We start from the raw sequence: 16,307 nt of genomic DNA on the forward strand, positions 1-16,307 counted from the left end.
GCCGCCCTTGCTACACAACGTTCCTGCCTCTTGTCCCGAAGCGGAAAAGCGATAAAAAACGCCGATATCCGCTAAAGGTTCCCGATACAACGCCGTTATCCATCTCAGCAGCGGCAACGGCCAACTTGATGGCCCCCCTGCGGAGAATCCAGGCAAGCCCCCTTGCCGGAAAAATCGCTTAGGAGAAATCAAATGGCACAGGTCATCAACACCAACGTAATGTCGCTGAACGCTCAGCGGAACCTCAACACCAGCAGCGCCAGCATGTCGACGAGTATCCAGCGTCTGTCGTCGGGCCTGCGCATCAACAGCGCCAGGGACGACGCCGCCGGTCTGGCGATTTCCGAACGCTTCACCACGCAGATCCGCGGCCTGGACGTGGCCTCGCGCAACGCCAACGACGGCATCTCGCTGGCCCAGACCGCCGAAGGCGCGATGGTGGAAATCGGCAGCAACCTGCAGCGTATCCGCGAGCTGTCGGTGCAGTCGTCCAACGCCACCAACTCGTCCACCGACCGTGACGCGCTGAACTCCGAAGTCAAGCAGCTCACCGCCGAAATCGACCGCGTTGCCAACCAGACCAACTTCAACGGCACCAAGCTGTTGAACGGCGACTTCTCCGGCGCGCTGTTCCAGGTCGGTGCCGACGCTGGCCAGACCATCGGCATCAACAGCATCGTCGACGCCAACGTCGATTCGCTGGGCAAGGCCCGGTTTGCTGCTGCGGTCTCTGCTGCCGGCGTCACCGGCACCGCCACCGCTTCTGGTTCGGTCACCGGTATCAGCCTGGCGTTCAACGATGCCAGCGGCGCTGCCAAGAGCGTCACCATCGCCGACGTCAAGGTCGCTTCCGGCGACACCGCTGCCGACGTCAACAAGAAGGTTGCTGCGGCGATCAACGACAAGCTGGACCAGACCGGCATGTACGCCTCGATCAAGACCGACGGTACGGTGCAGATCGAATCGCTGAAGGCTGGCCAGGACTTCACCTCGCTGTCGGCTGGCACCTCCAGCGCCACTGGCATCACCGTTGGCGCCGGCATCACCACCGCGTCGGCCGCTTCCGGCTCCGCCGTTTCGACCCTGAGCAGCCTGGACATCTCCACGTTCTCCGGCTCGCAGAAGGCCCTGGAAATCGTCGACAAGGCGCTGACCGCGGTCAACTCCTCGCGCGCCGACATGGGTGCGGTGCAGAACCGCTTCACCTCCACCATCGCCAACCTGAGCGCAACCTCGGAAAACCTGTCGGCCTCGCGTAGCCGTATCCGCGATACCGACTACGCCAAGGAAACCGCCGAACTGACCCGCACGCAGATCCTGCAGCAGGCCGGTACCGCGATGCTGGCCCAGGCCAAGTCGGTTCCGCAGAACGTGCTGAGCCTGCTGCAGTAACTTGCAGCCAGCTGCCGCCGCAATACGGCAGCGTTCCGCAGCCGTCCAAAGCCCCTCTTCGGAGGGGCTTTTTTGTGTCCGCTGCCATGCCACAGTGGCCCGGGCAGGATTTTTGACGCAGGCCCGGCCCTGAGAGGGTGTTTACATAATTAACCAGTCAGCCGCGCCAGCAGCAATCGCGCTTGAGCCAGCCATACCCACGCCTCGGCCACCTTGGGCAGCCGATCGTGGTGCATGACGAGTCGGCGTGCACGGTCGTTCCAGGCATGCGTGCGTTCGACCACCCAACGCTTGGCCAGCACCACAAATCCCTGAGCACTGGCTTTCACAGTGAATAGGTCCGGCTGCTCTGGACCCATCCAACGCCCCACGTTCTTGTTGGCCGGATGCCGCACGACCTGTACCCGGATGTTGTGACACTGCGACAGCAGCTGCGCACACTGCCCTGCGTAACCGCTGTCGGTGTACAGCGTCTGGATGCTCGGATATTTTTCCATCGCCCGTTCCACCACCGGATAAGCGCCATCGCGGTCCTGCATGCTGGCGGCGGTGACGCTCACGGCAAGCAGCAATCCGAGCGTATCCACCACCAGATGCCGTTTGCGCCCTTTGACCTTCTTGCCGGCGTCATAGCCAGTGTCGCCACCTTGCGCAGAACCGCGCGTGGATTGTGCATCGATCACTGCGGCGGTGGGTTCTTCGTTCCTTCCTTCGCGCTCGCGCCATTGCCCGCGCAGGCGGTCGTGCATCTGCTCGAACTTGCCTTGCTCGCTCCAGCGGCGGAAGGTGCGATACACGTTTTGCCAACGTGGAAAATGTACTGGCAGCATCCGCCACGACCCACCGCTGCGCACCACATAACAACACGCATCCACCAGCGTTCTGCGGCTGATGCGCGGCGGCAAACCGCGCCCGCCTTCCTTCTCGAAAATATCCCTGACCAGTGCCCATTCGGCGTTGGTCAGGCAACTCGGGTAGGTCTGTTCCGGCTCCTGGCGAGCGTGCGCATCGGTATAGCCATAACGCGACTTATCGATCTGGACTTTCTCGATCGTTACCACCTCATGGCTAGGGCGGCGCTCGATACCAAGCCTTTTCAACGTCGAGACCACCGTTTGCTCATGAACATGCACGTTGCAGCGGCGGAGAAGCTCAAGCCTGATTTCCTCCAACGTCGCCGTCGGATCCGACGCGACGATGTCCATCAACACAGCTTCATGTTCGACTTGAATCTTCAGTGGGCGGCCCATTTCGATGACTGTCTGTGATGAGATGGCACTATTATATCATTATGTAAACACCCTCTGAGCAGGTATGGAACTTGCATCATCACTTCCCGCGAGCGTGACCTGTCGCTGCCGCTAAAGTCCTCGCGGATGCGGCCGATACCCGTCACGTAATCCCATGCGTCCGTCTGTTTCGGACGCCCACACGAGGAATGCAACATGGCATCGGTGATCAGCACTTCCGGCTCCGGTCTGGACATCCCAACGGTGGTGTCCACTCTGGTATCCCGGCAGAAAGACCCGGAGCAGGCGCGCATCAACAAGGCCGGCACCGCCGCGACCACGCAGCTGTCGGCGATCAGCCAGATCAAGAGCAGCATGACCACGCTCAAGTCTGCGCTGGACAAGGTCATCAGCAGCGCCGACACCAATGCCTACAAGGCCACGGTGCCGACCGATGCCGGCTTCACCGCCACCACCACCAGTTCGGCGGCGCCGGGCAACTATTCGGTGGAAGTGGTGTCGCTGGCGACCGCGCAAAAGCTGGCCTCCGGCGCGTTCACTGCCGATGCCACGGTCGGTAGTGGAACATTGACGATCGGCTATGGCGACAACAGCGTCACCGTGGACATCAGCGGCACCGACAAGCTCACCGATATCGCCGCCGCCATCAACAAGGCCTCCGGCGGCAAGGGCGTCACCGCCAGCGTGGTCACCGCCAACGATGGCCAGCACCTGGTCTTCAACGCAGTCGATTCCGGCACCAAGGGCGCACTGACCGTCAGTGCCAGCGACCCTAGCCTGAGCGCCCTCACCTTCGGCCCCGGCGTCACCGGCGGGCTGAACCAGACCGTCGCCGCGGCCGATGCGCTGGTGCGCGTGGACGGCTTCGAACGCACCTCCAGCTCCAACACCGTCACCGACATCGTGCCCGGCGTGGTACTCAACCTCACCAAGGCCGCCGAAGGCACCAAATTCAACCTCGGCGTCGCGGCCGACACCAGCGGCCTCAAGGGCAATCTCACCGCGTTCGCCGCTGCCTACAACACGGCCAACACATTGCTGGCGAAAAGCAGTAGCTACGACGCCACCACCAGGACCGCCTCCGCGCTGACCGGCGATTCGCTGGTGCGCAGCCTGCAGCAACAGCTGCGCGGCCAGGTCAGCGGCAACGTCAACGAACTCAAGGCACTCGGCCTGACCATCGACAAGGATGGCGTAATGAGTTTCGACGGCGCCAAGTTCGATACCGCCATCGCCTCCGATGGCGGCGCGGCGGCCGAGGTATTTGGCAAGGACAGCAAGTTCGGCGGCACCCTGACCAAGCTGCTGGACAGCAACGTCAACGTCACCAACGGCACGCTGACCCTGCGTTCGGACAGCTTGAACAAGACCATCAAGGGCTACGAATCGGACCTGGACGATCTCGATGCGCGCATGGAAAAACTCAGCGACCGCTACACCGCGCAGTTCACCGCGATGGAAACCATGATAAGCAAGTTGCAAAGCAGCACCAGCTCGCTCAGCAGCCTGCTGACGAACTGATTCCGTGACGGCGATCCTCAAGTCCCGCAAGGGTATTGCCGATACAACAAGAGCCTGCCGTGATTCCGGTCCTGCCGGTCGGCAGGAGCGTCGTCGCACAAGCGCAACGCTCCGGGATCAGCAACGGCCAGCCCATTGAGGAAGCACCCATGTACGGTTCAAATCGTCAGTACGCCGAGCAGTACCGCAAGGTCGGCGTCTCCACCAGCGTCACCGAAGCCGACCCGCACAAGCTGGTGTCGTTGCTGTTTGCCGGCGCCTGCCAGCGCATTCGTCTGGCCCAGGCTTGCCTGGCGCAAGGCGACCAGGCACGCAAGGGCAAGGCGATCGGCGAGGCATGCGCGATCGTTGGCCACTTGAATGGCTCACTCGATCACGAAGCCGGCGGCGAGATCGCCGGCAACCTGTCGGCCCTGTACGACTACGTGATGCAGCGGTTGACTGCGGCCAACCTGCACAACGACGAATCTGCATTGACCGAGGCGCTGGAGTTGCTCAGCGAAATCGACTCGGCGTGGAACTCCATCCCCCTTGAACAACGCGGCCTGTCAGCCGTCTCGTGAGCCCGGCCATGCATAGCGTGCAAAGTCTCCAGGCCGAAATGGCCGATCTCCGCAGTGCCATGGCCAACGAGGAGTTCGAGGTCATGCCGCATCTGCTGGACAACCACGACCGGCATCTGCACGAGTTCGCTCAGCATGTGGACCTGGATCGCGATCGCGATGCGCTGCAGACGCTGCTGACCATGCATCAGGACCTGATGCGGATGATGCGCGAACGTCAGCGCAAGTTGCTGGAACTGATCCGTGCACAGCGCACCTCGTCCTCGGCCAGCCGCGCCTACGCACGGGTCGGGCGGATTTGATGCCCACGCTCGGCACACTCGCGCCAGCGGCCGAGGCCGAGCTGTTCTCCGACACGCTCAGCTGCCAACTGCGCCTGCCGGCCGGCTTCCGCGCCGGCGGCGACTCAGGCGCGCACAGCGCCGCAGAAACCCTGTTGCGCAGCCTGGCCCAGGTGGAGGATCTGCGCAGCGAAGAGCTTGGTGAAGACCGCGGCGAATTGCCGCTACTGGTGCAGCGCATGGACGCCAAGCTCGATCTGATGCTGGCGCTGATCGGCCGCCTGGTCCGCCAGGGCAATAGCGGCCTGATCCAGAACATGGTGCATTGGTCGGTGCGCGGAATTCGGCTCAACTGCGCAACTGCCCACGCAGCGGGCACCGAGGGCGTGGTTTGCCTGCAGCCTTCCGACTGGCTTCCTGAACTCGTACAGCTTCCGGCGCAGGTCGTGGCAAGCGCGAGCGACGGCCATGATGACTGGCTCTGGCTACGCTTCGCACCACTGGCACCAGGTCTTCTGGATGCGCTGGAGCGCCATCTGTTCCGCCTGCACCGCCGTGAGGTTGCCGAGGCGCGTCGTCAGCGCTGATCGACCCAGTTGGCGGCGGGCGCCGGGTCAGCTAAGGTGGACTCAACCGAAAGAGGTCTCTTCTGCGCCGTGCGAGTCATCATCGTCGACGATCACACCCTAGTCCGCGCCGGCCTGTCCAGGCTGTTGCAAACTTTTGCCGGCATTGATGTCGTCGCCGAGGCGAGCAATGCACAGCAGGCACTGGACATGACCTCCCTGCATCGCCCGGATCTGGTGCTGATGGACCTGTCGCTACCTGGCCGCAGCGGCCTGGATGCCATGACCGATGTGCTGCGCGCCGCGCCGCGCACGCATGTGGTGATGATGTCCATGCACGACGATCCCGTGCACGTGCGCGACGCACTCGACCGTGGTGCGGTGGGTTTCGTGGTCAAGGATGCGGCGCCGCTAGAACTGGAACTGGCGCTGCGCGCCGCCGCCGCCGGGCAGGTGTTTTTGAGCCCGCAGATCTCCTCCAAGATGATTGCGCCGATGCTGGGCCGTGAGAAGCCGGTGGGCATCGCCGCCCTGTCGCCGCGCCAGCGCGAGATCCTGCGCGAGATCGGGCGTGGCCAGAGCAATAAAGAAATTGCGGCCGATCTGGGTATCAGCGTCAAGACCGTGGAAACCCACCGTGCGCGCATGATGGAATCGCTGGGCTGCCGGCGCGCCAACGACCTGGTGCTGCTGGCAGCGAAACACCACAACGAGCTGGTCTGACCACTGCGCCTGCGGCCGTTGCGATAACGGTCAGCAAGATGAAAGCGCGCTCATCTGCGTTGCGCGCGAAAACAGTGACGTAATTCCGGCGGGCACGCTTGAGTCCGCTGAAAATGTCAGGCATTTCCCGACGGCATGTCAGGAAAATCATCAGTAGTCTCACACCACTCCCTGATTAGAAACCCGTCGCGAAGTCCTGCAAGATGCGTTCCATCGCTGCTGGCTGCAGCGCCCATCGGAAGCGCTTCCATGAAGACGACCATTTCCGCCCAGCTTGGCCAGCAACTGCACCTCACCCCGCAGCTGCTGCAGTCGATCCGTCTGCTGCAATTGGACGGCATGCAGTTGGAACTGGAAATTCGTCGCGCGTTGGAAACCAATCCGTTGCTGGAGTTGGAGGAGCTGGCCGATAACGGGGACGAGGCCACCACCAGCGACGATGGCGCCACCGATGTTGCCGCGTTCGACGAACTGCCGGAAAGCACGATGTGGGACGTGCAGAGCAGCAGTTGGAACGATGGCGACGAGGACCGCATGCAGCGCGTGGCTGCCGGCGATTCCACCGACCCGCATGTGCGCATCCTGCGGGAGCTGGCGCTGGATCTGGACGAGGCCGCATTGGGGGCCGCCGCGTTCTGGCTGGAGCATACCGATGACGCCGGTTACCTGAGCGATGCACTGACGACACTGCAGCAGCTGGGCGCCACGCGGTTGGGGATGACCGTGCACGCCGTCGAAGCGATCCGCCAACGCCTGCTGCACGGCGACCCGGCCGGGCTGGCCGCCTGCGACCTGCGCGAATGCCTGCTGGCCCAGCTTGGCGCCCTGCCCGGCCGCGTACCGGCCCGCCACCTGGCCGCGCGCATCCTGGCCGGCGATCTGGACCTGCTGGCCAGCCACGATTACGCACGGCTGGCACGCGCGCACGACGCCGAGGTGGACGATGCGCGCGAAGCGGTGCGGCTGATCCAGTCGCTGCAACCGCGCCCGGGTGACGACCTGCTGCAGGAAAGCAACGCCAGCGTGATCCCGGACGTGCTCGCCTGGCATGCCGACGGCAGCTGGCGGGTGGCGCTCAATCCGGCCACCACGCACCGGGTCAGCATCAATCCGGTACACGAGCGTGCCCTCGCCGAGGCCGGCGACGCCGCACAGCCGCTGCGCGACATGCTGCAGGAGGCACGCTGGCTCACTCGCGGCCTGTCGATGCGCTACGAAACCTTGCTGCGCGCCACCCGTGCCATCGTCGAACGGCAGGCCGCCTTCCTGGCCCGTGGCGAAGAAGCCATGGCACCGCTGACGCTGAAGGAAATCGCCGACGAGATCGGCATGCACGAATCGACGATTTCGCGCATCACCACCGGCAAATACCTGCAGACCCCGCGCGGCACCTTCGAACTCAAGCACTTCTTCGCCGTGCGCCTGGAAGGCGCCAGCGTCTCCGGCCAGGCGGTCAAGGCCATGGTGCGCCGCCTGATCGAGAACGAACCGGCCGGCCGGCCACTGGCCGACGAGGCCATCGCGACCCTGCTCTCGCGTCAGGGCGTTAATATTGCGCGCCGAACTGTGGCCAAGTACCGCGAACAACTGGATATCGCCCCGGCCCGCGAGCGCCGCCGCACCAACAAACCGCTGCTTGCGCGAGCGGGATAAGGACTACTATGAGCAAACTCACCGTGCTGCTGGTCGACGACCACGAGGGCTTCATCAACGCTGCGATGCGTCATTTTCGCAAGGTGGAGTGGCTGGACATCGTGGGCAGTGCCGCCAATGGACTGGAAGCGATCGAGCGCTCTGAGTCGCTGCGCCCCAACGTGGTGCTGATGGACCTAGCCATGCCGGAGATGGGCGGCCTGCAGGCGACCCGGCTCATCAAGACGCAGGACGATCCACCGTATATTGTCATCGCAAGCCATTTCGACGACGCCGAGCATCGTGAACACGCTCTACGCGCGGGTGCTGACAATTTCGTCAGCAAGCTGTCCTACATCCAGGAAGTCATGCCAATCCTGGAGGGCCTGACGGAAGGAGCCAGGAATGAGTGAGTCCCGCATTCTGCTGATCGACAGCGACGCCGTGCGCGCCGAGCGCACCGTCTCGCTGCTCGAATTCATGGACTTCAATCCGCGCTGGGTCACCGATGGCGCCGACATCAATCCCGGCCGGCATCGCCACGACGAATGGATGGCGGTGATGGTGGGCTCGGCACAGGATGCCGACCAGGCCGACAAGTTCTTCGACTGGCTGGCCGATGCCAAGCTGCAGCCACCCGTGCTGCTGATGGAAGGCAGCCCGAGCGCATTCGCCCAGGCCCACGGCCTGCACGAGGCCAATGTGTGGGCGCTGGACACCCCCCTGCGGCATGCGCAACTGGAAGCCTTGCTGCGCCGTGCCAGCCTCAAGCGCCTGGATGCCGAACACCAGGCCGGCGTGCAGCAAGATAGCGGCCCCACCGGCAATAGCGAGGCGGTGACCCGCTTGCGCCGCTTGATCGACCAGGTGGCCGCGTTCGATACCACCGTGCTGGTGCTGGGTGAGTCCGGCACCGGCAAGGAAGTGGTCGCGCGCGCCATCCATCAACACTCGCCGCGCCGCGACGGGCCGTTCGTGGCCATCAACTGCGGCGCGATCCCGCCTGACCTGCTGGAAAGCGAACTCTTCGGCCACGAGAAAGGCGCGTTCACCGGCGCCTTGAGTGCGCGCAAGGGCCGCTTCGAGATGGCGGAAGGCGGCACCCTGCTGTTGGACGAGATCGGCGACATGAGCCTGCCGATGCAGGTGAAACTGCTGCGCGTGCTGCAGGAGCGCAGCTTCGAGCGCGTCGGTGGCGGCCAGACCATTCGCTGCAACGTGCGCGTCATTGCCGCCACCCACCGCAACCTGGAAGCCCGCATCAGCGACGGCCAGTTCCGCGAGGACTTGTTCTACCGCCTCAACGTGTTCCCGATCGAGATGCCCGCCCTGCGCGAGCGCGTGGACGACCTGGCCATCCTGGTGCAGACCATTGCCGGCCAGCTGGCACGCACCGGCCGCGGCGAGGTGCGCTTCGCCGATGAAGCATTGCAGGCGCTGCGCAGCTACGACTGGCCCGGCAACGTGCGCGAGCTGACCAACCTGGTGGAGCGCCTGGCGGTGCTGCACCCCGGCGGGCTGGTGCGCGTGCAGGACCTGCCGGCACGGTACCGCGGCGATTTCGCCACCGCCGTTCCGGTCGAGCTGGCACAGACGCTGGCCGGACCGGCAGAGCCCAGCCAGCTGCCCGGTAATGTGGTGACGCTGCAACCCGTTGCAGACGCCGAGCCCGCGCCGGCAGGCAGCCTGCCCGACGATGGCATCGATCTGCGCGGCCACATGGCCACCATCGAGCTGGCGCTCATCAACGAGGCGTTGGAGCGCACCCAGGGCGTAGTTGCCCACGCGGCGCAGCTTCTAGGATTGCGCCGTACCACCCTGGTGGAAAAGCTGCGCAAGTACGGCATCGACCGCGAGCAGACCGAGCTGGCGAACTGAGCGCATCAGCGCGTCAGGTGCTCGATTGCTGGCATGGCGCTTGCTTCGGCAAGTGCAGTGCGTGACGCAGCCTCCGGCTGCGACGCAACCCCGACTTCCACCCGCACCAGCGAGGCATTGATGCCCATCCCCGTCACCAGTCCGCTGCTGCCGCCGCTGGAAGAATTCCTGCCCTACCTGGAGCGGATCTGGAGCAGCCGCATCGTCAGCAACGGCGGCGAGATGCATCACGCGCTTGAGAGGGCGTTGTGCGATTACCTGGGGGTGCCGCATCTGGCGCTGCTGACCAATGGCACCACCGCACTGATTACCGCCCTGCAGGCCTTGCGCATCACCGGCGAAGTCATCACCACGCCCTATTCGTTCGTGGCCACCGCGCACTCGCTGCTGTGGAAGAGCATCACCCCGGTATTCGTGGACATCGACCCGGTGACGCTCAACATGGACCCGTCCAAGATCGAAGCAGCCATCACCCCGCAGACCACCGCCATCATGCCGGTGCATTGCTACGGCACCGCCTGCGACACCAGCGCCATCACCCGCATCGCCGACATCTACAACCTCAAGGTCATCTACGACGCCGCGCATGCCTTCGGAGTGCGCGATGACGGCGGCTCGATCCTGCGCCACGGCGACCTGAGCGTGCTGAGCTTCCATGCCACCAAGGTGTTCAACACCTTCGAAGGTGGCGCGATCGTCTGCCCGGACGAAAAGACCTACCAGCGCATCGGCCATTTGAAGAACTTCGGCTTCGTGGACGAAACCACGGTGGTGGCACCGGGCATCAATGGCAAGATGAACGAGATCAGCGCGGCCTTCGGCCTGCTGCAGCTCAAGCACATCGACCAGGCCATCGCGCAGCGCGGTGCCATCGATGCACAGTACCGGCAGCGGCTTGGCCAGGTGCGCGGCATCCACTGCGTTGCGCGCTCGGCGCAGTCCAGCGCCAACTACGCCTATTTCCCGATCCTGGTACAGGACGACTACCCGCTGTCGCGCGATGCGCTGTATCGGGTGATGCGCGAACACGACATCCTGGTAAGACGGTACTTCTATCCGCTCATCAGCGATTTTCCGATGTATCGTGCGCTGCCCTCCTCCGCGCCGGCATGGCTACCGGTGGCGCGCTCGGTCGCCGCGCAGGTATTGTGCTTACCCATCTTTCCCGGCCTGAGTGCCGATCAGGTCGATACCATCGCCGACCTGATCGCCGGCGCACAGGCCACATGACCGCACCACGCTGCACCGTGTTCTCAGACTCCCGCATCTTCAACAGGCAACCAGGCGAGATCGCATGACCCAGGCAACATTTATCGAGAACTTCCTCTCCGCCACCGACTTCCAGGAACCGGTGGAGGTCACGCTGGACACCGTGCTGCTGGAATTGCCGGAATGGGATTCGCTGGCGGCGCTGGGCGTGATCGTCATGTTCGACATGGAATACGGCAAGACCATCACCGGCGAAGATCTCAGTGCCGCCGTCACCGTGGGCGATCTCTACAAACTGACCGAGGCGTAAGCACCATGCCGACCTCCACGCTGCACAATGTTCGCTTTGCCGGCATGGCGACCTGCGTGCCGAAGCGGGTCGTGTCCAATCTCACCGATTGCCGGCCGCAGATCCGCTCCGAACGCGAGCGCCTGGTGCGCAACATCGGGATTGAAACACGCCGCATGGCTTCGGAATGGCAGTGCTTCTCGGACATGGCCTTCGATGCGACCGAAGTGCTGCTGGAACGCCTGCAATGGAAGCGCGAGGAAATCGATGCGCTGATCGTGGTGACCCAGTCGCCGGATTATCCGATCCCGGCCACTGCCATCATCCTGCAGGACAGGCTTGGCCTGTCGCATGCCACGGTGGCCTTCGACGTCAACCTGGGCTGCTCGGCCTACCCGTTCGGCATCAACCTGCTCGGCTCGATGATCGCCGCCGGCGGCGTCAAGAAAGGTCTGCTGCTGGTAGGTGACCGCAGTGCCAATCTGGAAGACCCTATCTTCTCCGACTCCGGTACCGCCACGGCACTGGAGTTCGACCAGAACGCAGCACCGATGTATTTCGACCTCAACAGCGATGGGAGCGGCTACAAGGCCATCATCCTGCCGGTGGGGGGGCAACGTGAACCAGTCACCATTCAGCACCTGATACCTTATCGTGAAAACGAGAAGGATCGCTGGCACCAGGCCACCGATCTGCAACTCGATGGCACCGCCGTGCTCAGCTTCTCGACTCAGCGCATTCCTCCCGCAGTTGAAAAATTGATCGCGTATGCCGGTGTAAGCAAGGACGACATCGATTATTTCGTGTTCCACCAGGCCAACCGGATGATCAACGAGACCATTCGCAAGAAGCTTGGCCTTCCGGTGGAAAAGGTGCCCTCCACGCTGCGCGACTTCGGCAACACCAGCGGTGCATCGTTGCCAGTCACCATGACCGCGCGGATCAACAAGGAGTTGGAATCCGGCCCCAAGCGTGTACTTCTTTCAGGCTTCGGGATCGGGTTGTCGTGGGGTACCTGCCTGATTGATATCGAAGGCGCGGTGCTACCGGAGTTGATAGAGTCGTGACTACCGCCCTCGATCCGAACGACCCGTTCTCGTTGCAGGGTAAACGCATCCTGGTCACTGGTGCTTCCTCAGGAATCGGCCGGCAGATCGCACTGAGCTGTGCGGAGATGGGCGCGCAACTGGTCATCAGTGGTCGCAACGAGGCCCGTCTGGCCGAGACCTTCGCCACACTCGAAGGCACAGGGCACGAGCAAGTGATCGCCAACCTGGACAAGCAAGAGGACATCGACCATCTCGCGGCTTCGGTCAGTGTCCTGGATGGTGTCGCACACGCGGCCGGCATCGCCCGGCTAGCACCATTCCGGATGATCAACCGCGCGCATCTGGACGAGACCTTCGCCAGCAATGTCTATGCACCGCTGCTACTGACGCGCGGCCTGCTGGCGAAAAAGCGCATCAATGCCAAAGGCTCGATCCTGTTTATCTCAGCGGTGGGCTCGCACATCGGTCCTGTGGCCACCGCCGCCTACTCGGCCAGCAAGGGAGCCCTGCTAGGCGCAATGCGTACTCTGGCACTGGAAGTGGCAAAGCACGGTATCCGCGCCAACTGCATCGTGCCTGGCTACGTGCGCACGCCGATGCTCGAGTGCCTCAACCAGAGCGGCGGCAACATCGACGAGCACGCCAAACTAACCCCGCTGGGACTGGGTGAACCGGACGACGTGGCGTATGCGGCGGTGTTTTATCTGTCCGACGCAAGCCGCTGGGTCACCCGCAACTACTTCCTCGTAGATGGTGGCCTGACCGTGCCGATGGACATCTACGCATGAGCAATCCGACTCGCAACGCTTTTTTCCTGACTGGCAAGACCATCCTGGTCACCGGCGCATCGTCCGGACTTGGCCAGGAAATCGCACTGACCTGCGCACGGCGCGGCGCGCGCCTGGTCATCAGCGGCCGCGATCCCGAGCGTCTCCAGCACACCCATGCGCAACTGGCCGGCGACGAGCATGTGCAGGTGCAAGCCGACCTGACTGTTTCGGAGGACCGGGAGCGGCTGGTGCAAGCCAGCCAGCGCATCGACGGCGTCGTGCACTGCTTCGGGGGGCAGATGCTGTCGCCGATCCGCCAGTTGAAGGAAGAACTGATGACACGCATGTACGAGGTTCATTTCCTGGCACCGGTCATGCTCACGCAGCGTCTGCTGCAAGCCAATTCCATTAATGCTCAAGGCTCCATCGTGTTCATGCTCTCCACCTCCGCGCATATCGGTACACGCGGCGTGGGGCCGTACTCGGCAATGAAGTCCGGCCTGTTAGGCATCATCCGGTGCCTAGCGTTGGAACAGGCGAAGCACCGCGTGAGAGTCAATGGGATTTCACCATCGGCGGTGCCCACTCCGCGTCTTTGGGGTGAGGACGACGGACTCAACGAAATGCTGAACCAGCAACGCGCGCGCCATCCACTGGGCCTGGGCACGCCGCAAGATGTCGCCAACGCCGCGGTCTACCTGCTGTCCGACGCCAGTCGTTGGGTCACCGGCACCAGTTTGGTCATGGACGGCGGAGCGGTGCTCTGATGGACCGCGTACTCATTATCGGCGCCAGCGGCTGGGGCCGCGAAGTCCTGGAGCAAATGCGTGGCGATGCCGGGCATGGCAAGGACTGGCTGATCGGCGGGTTCCTGGACAGCCGCGCCGATATCCTGGACAGCTACGATGTCGACACTCCGATCGTCGGCGATCCGATGAGCTACCTGCCACAGCCTGACGATGTATTCGTCTGTGCGATGGGCAACCCCTACGACCGCCACCGCTACGCTCTGCCGATCCTCGCAAAAGGCGGGCGGTTCATTCCAATCTGTACTGACGTCCGCCTGGGCAGGCGGGTGCATTTTGGCCAGGGCTGTTTCTTTGGCCTAATGGTCCATTCCGGGCCGGACGTGCGCATCGGCGATTTTGTCACCATCCATGCCCAGAGCATGCTTGGGCATGACGTTCGCATCGGTGACTACGTGCACGTTGGCGCAATGACGTTCATGGGCGGCGGTGTGCAGATTGGCGACTTCGTCACCGTGCACCCACGCGCCACCCTGATGCCAGGCGTCAAGGTCGGCGACGGCGCGGTCATCGGAGCCGGCGCGGTCGTTCTGAAAGACGTACCGGCCGGCGCCACGGTGTTCGGCAATCCGGCCAAAATTGTGTTCCACAAAAACATACCGACAGACTGATCCATGCGCTCCCGGATGCATCCCAGGTACTACCTGTTGCAAGAGATCTTTGAGCGCGAGCAGCGCAAGATTTTCCGTCGTGTTTGGTTGTTTGCAGGGCTCAAGACGCTGCTGCGGGAGAACAACTGCTTCATCACCCGCAAGATCGCGGGCATTCCCCTGGTAATCCAGAACTTCCACGGCAAAATCCGTGCATTTGAGAACGTCTGCCTTCACCGCAGTGCATTGATTCAAACCGGTGCTATCGGTTGCCGGCCTCTTGTGTGCCCCTACCATGCCTGGAGTTACGACGAACAAGGCCGGGTAAAGAATATCCCGGACTGCGATGCGATTTACCGCCTGGAAAATAGCGAAAAGGACAAGTTGAAGCTGCGTGAATTCTCATTGCGCGCCATCGGCAACCTGCTGTTCGTCAACCTCGATCCCAATCCAATGCCCATCGAGGAGCAGTTTTCGCCTGACTTCATTGCCTTGCTGGAAAGTAGCTCCAGCGCCTATGACACCGAGGTCATGGTGACCACATGGCGTGGCCGGTACAACTGGAAGCTCGCTTACGAAAATCTTCGGGATGCCAATCACCCGCGCTTCGTCCACCCCAAGACTTTGGCCAAGACTGTCAGCTTCTTAGCCGAAGTAAACAGAGAACAAGCCGAGGAATCCATGGAAGCGTTGCAAGACAGCTCGCCCGCTGCCTTGAGGCGCGAGATGCGCCGCTTCAGTTTCGGCGGCCCGGAAGCCCCCCTCCCCAACCTTCAACACTTTGGCTGGCACGACAAAGTGGAACGCTGGGGCACGCAGGACGCTTACTTCAACTGGTTGGCCTTCCCAAATATGCATATCGCCAGTTCCAATGGCGGTTACTCTTTCACGTTGGAACACCACATCCCCATCGCTCCTGACCGGACCGATCTGGAAATCTATTGGTTTAGCGCACGCAAGAAACAGCCTTACGGTGCTTCCAGCCAAGTGCTATTGGCACAGATGCACGGCAGTAAGGTAGTAGTAGGCGAAGACGTGGACATCATGGAGCGTGTGCAGGCGGCATTGCACACAGACGCTCCGCTACCCACCCAGGGTGCCTACGAATCGATGAATCGCCTGGTCGAACGCTGGTACACGCAGCTGATGGAAACCGAACATGAAATCTAGGTGGATCATCGGCAGCAGCGACTACCTCGACCTGGCCTTTCACGCCTGGAAGCAGGCGTGCCAGGAAGAGAACGTCATCAGGATCGAGGTAACACAAGATTCCGAACACGAGTTCGATCTTGGCGTGCTGGATGGACTGAGTCCGGCCGACGGGGCCATGTTCGTGGCTTTCGACGAACGCTTCGGTAATTTCAAACGCATGGAGCTGATGCAGCTGACGATGGCACGTGGCTTTAGCCTGGAGCCTTTCGTGAGCACTTCAGCCGTAGTCGCTGCCGATGCGGTGATTGGCCGCAACTGTTTCATCGGCGACGGCGTGGTGGTTGGCGCGGGCAGCCGTATCGACTACAACACTGTGCTGCATAGCGGGGTCAAGATCGGCGCTGGTGTGCATCTGCGCCCGTCATGCTGGTGCGACATCGGCGTCAGCATCGGCCACGGCACCGAGATCGGCGCGCACGCCATCCTGCGTATGGGAGCGGTGGTCGGCCCTGGCGTCCGGGTCGGCCGCCACTGCGAACTGGGCTGGCCACGGCTGTATGACCGTGACCTGCCCAACCGCACGGTGTACGACACCCGCTATGACGAATCCATCCTGGTCTACGGACAGTAACGAAG

18 protein-coding genes are annotated in these 16,307 nt (G+C 62.9%); 17 read left to right on the forward strand and 1 reads right to left on the reverse strand.

Annotation, left to right across the window (positions count from 1 at the left end):
- Nucleotides 1-192: 192 nt before the first annotated feature.
- Nucleotides 193-1,392, forward strand: coding sequence for a flagellin (locus ACCQ13_RS12000; RefSeq protein WP_104603719.1), 1,200 nt, complete (start codon nt 193-195; stop codon nt 1,390-1,392).
- 149 nt (nt 1,393-1,541) lie between these two features.
- Here ACCQ13_RS12000 and ACCQ13_RS12005 read toward each other — a convergent pair whose 3' ends face one another.
- Nucleotides 1,542-2,642 carry an IS5 family transposase gene (locus tag ACCQ13_RS12005; protein WP_159406553.1) on the reverse strand — a complete coding sequence of 367 codons (1,101 nt, stop codon included), beginning with the start codon at nt 2,640-2,642 and terminating at the stop codon, nt 1,542-1,544.
- A 195-nt stretch (nt 2,643-2,837) separates the two neighbouring features.
- Between ACCQ13_RS12005 and fliD the strand changes: the two genes are divergently transcribed.
- The 16 genes from fliD (at nt 2,838) to ACCQ13_RS12085 (ending at nt 16,302) form a co-directional block, all read left to right on the forward strand.
- Complete coding sequence (fliD, locus tag ACCQ13_RS12010; RefSeq protein WP_159407230.1) at nt 2,838-4,163, forward strand: flagellar filament capping protein FliD; 1,326 nt, start codon at nt 2,838-2,840, stop codon at nt 4,161-4,163.
- A gap of 149 nt (nt 4,164-4,312) precedes the next feature.
- Nucleotides 4,313-4,726: a flagellar export chaperone FliS gene (gene fliS, locus ACCQ13_RS12015; protein ID WP_104603738.1), complete on the forward strand. Its 414-nt coding sequence runs from the start codon at nt 4,313-4,315 to the stop codon at nt 4,724-4,726.
- Nucleotides 4,727-4,734: 8 nt separating this feature from the next.
- A complete protein-coding gene (locus ACCQ13_RS12020) occupies nt 4,735-5,028 on the forward strand; it encodes a hypothetical protein (protein WP_104603739.1) in 294 nt (97 codons plus the stop codon).
- Nucleotides 5,028-5,594 carry a PilZ domain-containing protein gene (locus tag ACCQ13_RS12025; protein WP_159407231.1) on the forward strand — a complete coding sequence of 189 codons (567 nt, stop codon included), beginning with the start codon at nt 5,028-5,030 and terminating at the stop codon, nt 5,592-5,594. Before ACCQ13_RS12020 ends, ACCQ13_RS12025 begins: the two co-directional genes overlap by 1 nt.
- Nucleotides 5,595-5,663: 69 nt before the next feature.
- Entirely contained in the window at nt 5,664-6,296 is a 633-nt protein-coding gene (locus ACCQ13_RS12030) for a response regulator transcription factor (RefSeq protein ID WP_055854470.1), read from the forward strand.
- A gap of 249 nt (nt 6,297-6,545) precedes the next feature.
- Nucleotides 6,546-7,949 (forward strand): RNA polymerase factor sigma-54, encoded by a 1,404-nt coding sequence (rpoN, locus tag ACCQ13_RS12035; RefSeq protein WP_159407232.1) that lies wholly within the window; start codon nt 6,546-6,548, stop codon nt 7,947-7,949.
- Nucleotides 7,950-7,957: 8 nt separating this feature from the next.
- On the forward strand, nt 7,958-8,341 hold the full coding sequence (locus ACCQ13_RS12040) for a response regulator (RefSeq protein WP_016904817.1): 384 nt from the start codon (nt 7,958-7,960) through the stop codon (nt 8,339-8,341).
- The gene (locus ACCQ13_RS12045; RefSeq protein WP_159407233.1) at nt 8,334-9,806 is read left to right on the forward strand and encodes a sigma-54 dependent transcriptional regulator; all 1,473 of its coding nucleotides are present in this window, start codon (nt 8,334-8,336) and stop codon (nt 9,804-9,806) included. Before ACCQ13_RS12040 ends, ACCQ13_RS12045 begins: the two co-directional genes overlap by 8 nt.
- 120 nt (nt 9,807-9,926) lie before the next feature.
- Complete coding sequence (locus ACCQ13_RS12050) at nt 9,927-11,036, forward strand: DegT/DnrJ/EryC1/StrS family aminotransferase (RefSeq protein ID WP_104603724.1); 1,110 nt, start codon at nt 9,927-9,929, stop codon at nt 11,034-11,036.
- A 64-nt stretch (nt 11,037-11,100) separates the two neighbouring features.
- Nucleotides 11,101-11,325: an acyl carrier protein gene (locus tag ACCQ13_RS12055; RefSeq protein ID WP_104603725.1), complete on the forward strand. Its 225-nt coding sequence runs from the start codon at nt 11,101-11,103 to the stop codon at nt 11,323-11,325.
- Nucleotides 11,326-11,330: 5 nt separating this feature from the next.
- The gene (locus ACCQ13_RS12060) at nt 11,331-12,371 is read left to right on the forward strand and encodes a ketoacyl-ACP synthase III (RefSeq protein ID WP_159407234.1); all 1,041 of its coding nucleotides are present in this window, start codon (nt 11,331-11,333) and stop codon (nt 12,369-12,371) included.
- Nucleotides 12,368-13,141 carry an SDR family NAD(P)-dependent oxidoreductase gene (locus tag ACCQ13_RS12065; RefSeq protein WP_159407235.1) on the forward strand — a complete coding sequence of 258 codons (774 nt, stop codon included), beginning with the start codon at nt 12,368-12,370 and terminating at the stop codon, nt 13,139-13,141. Before ACCQ13_RS12060 ends, ACCQ13_RS12065 begins: the two co-directional genes overlap by 4 nt.
- Complete coding sequence (locus tag ACCQ13_RS12070) at nt 13,138-13,890, forward strand: SDR family NAD(P)-dependent oxidoreductase (RefSeq protein ID WP_159407236.1); 753 nt, start codon at nt 13,138-13,140, stop codon at nt 13,888-13,890. Before ACCQ13_RS12065 ends, ACCQ13_RS12070 begins: the two co-directional genes overlap by 4 nt.
- The gene (locus ACCQ13_RS12075) at nt 13,890-14,540 is read left to right on the forward strand and encodes an acetyltransferase (RefSeq protein WP_159407237.1); all 651 of its coding nucleotides are present in this window, start codon (nt 13,890-13,892) and stop codon (nt 14,538-14,540) included. Before ACCQ13_RS12070 ends, ACCQ13_RS12075 begins: the two co-directional genes overlap by 1 nt.
- A 3-nt stretch (nt 14,541-14,543) precedes the next feature.
- The gene (locus tag ACCQ13_RS12080) at nt 14,544-15,689 is read left to right on the forward strand and encodes an aromatic ring-hydroxylating oxygenase subunit alpha (protein WP_159407238.1); all 1,146 of its coding nucleotides are present in this window, start codon (nt 14,544-14,546) and stop codon (nt 15,687-15,689) included.
- On the forward strand, nt 15,679-16,302 hold the full coding sequence (locus tag ACCQ13_RS12085) for an LbetaH domain-containing protein (protein ID WP_159407239.1): 624 nt from the start codon (nt 15,679-15,681) through the stop codon (nt 16,300-16,302). Before ACCQ13_RS12080 ends, ACCQ13_RS12085 begins: the two co-directional genes overlap by 11 nt.
- The last annotated feature ends 5 nt before the right edge of the window (nt 16,303-16,307 follow it).

The sequence above is a fragment of the Xanthomonas sp. NCPPB 1638 genome, assembly GCF_041475635.2.
GTDB lineage: Bacteria > Pseudomonadota > Gammaproteobacteria > Xanthomonadales > Xanthomonadaceae > Xanthomonas > Xanthomonas cucurbitae.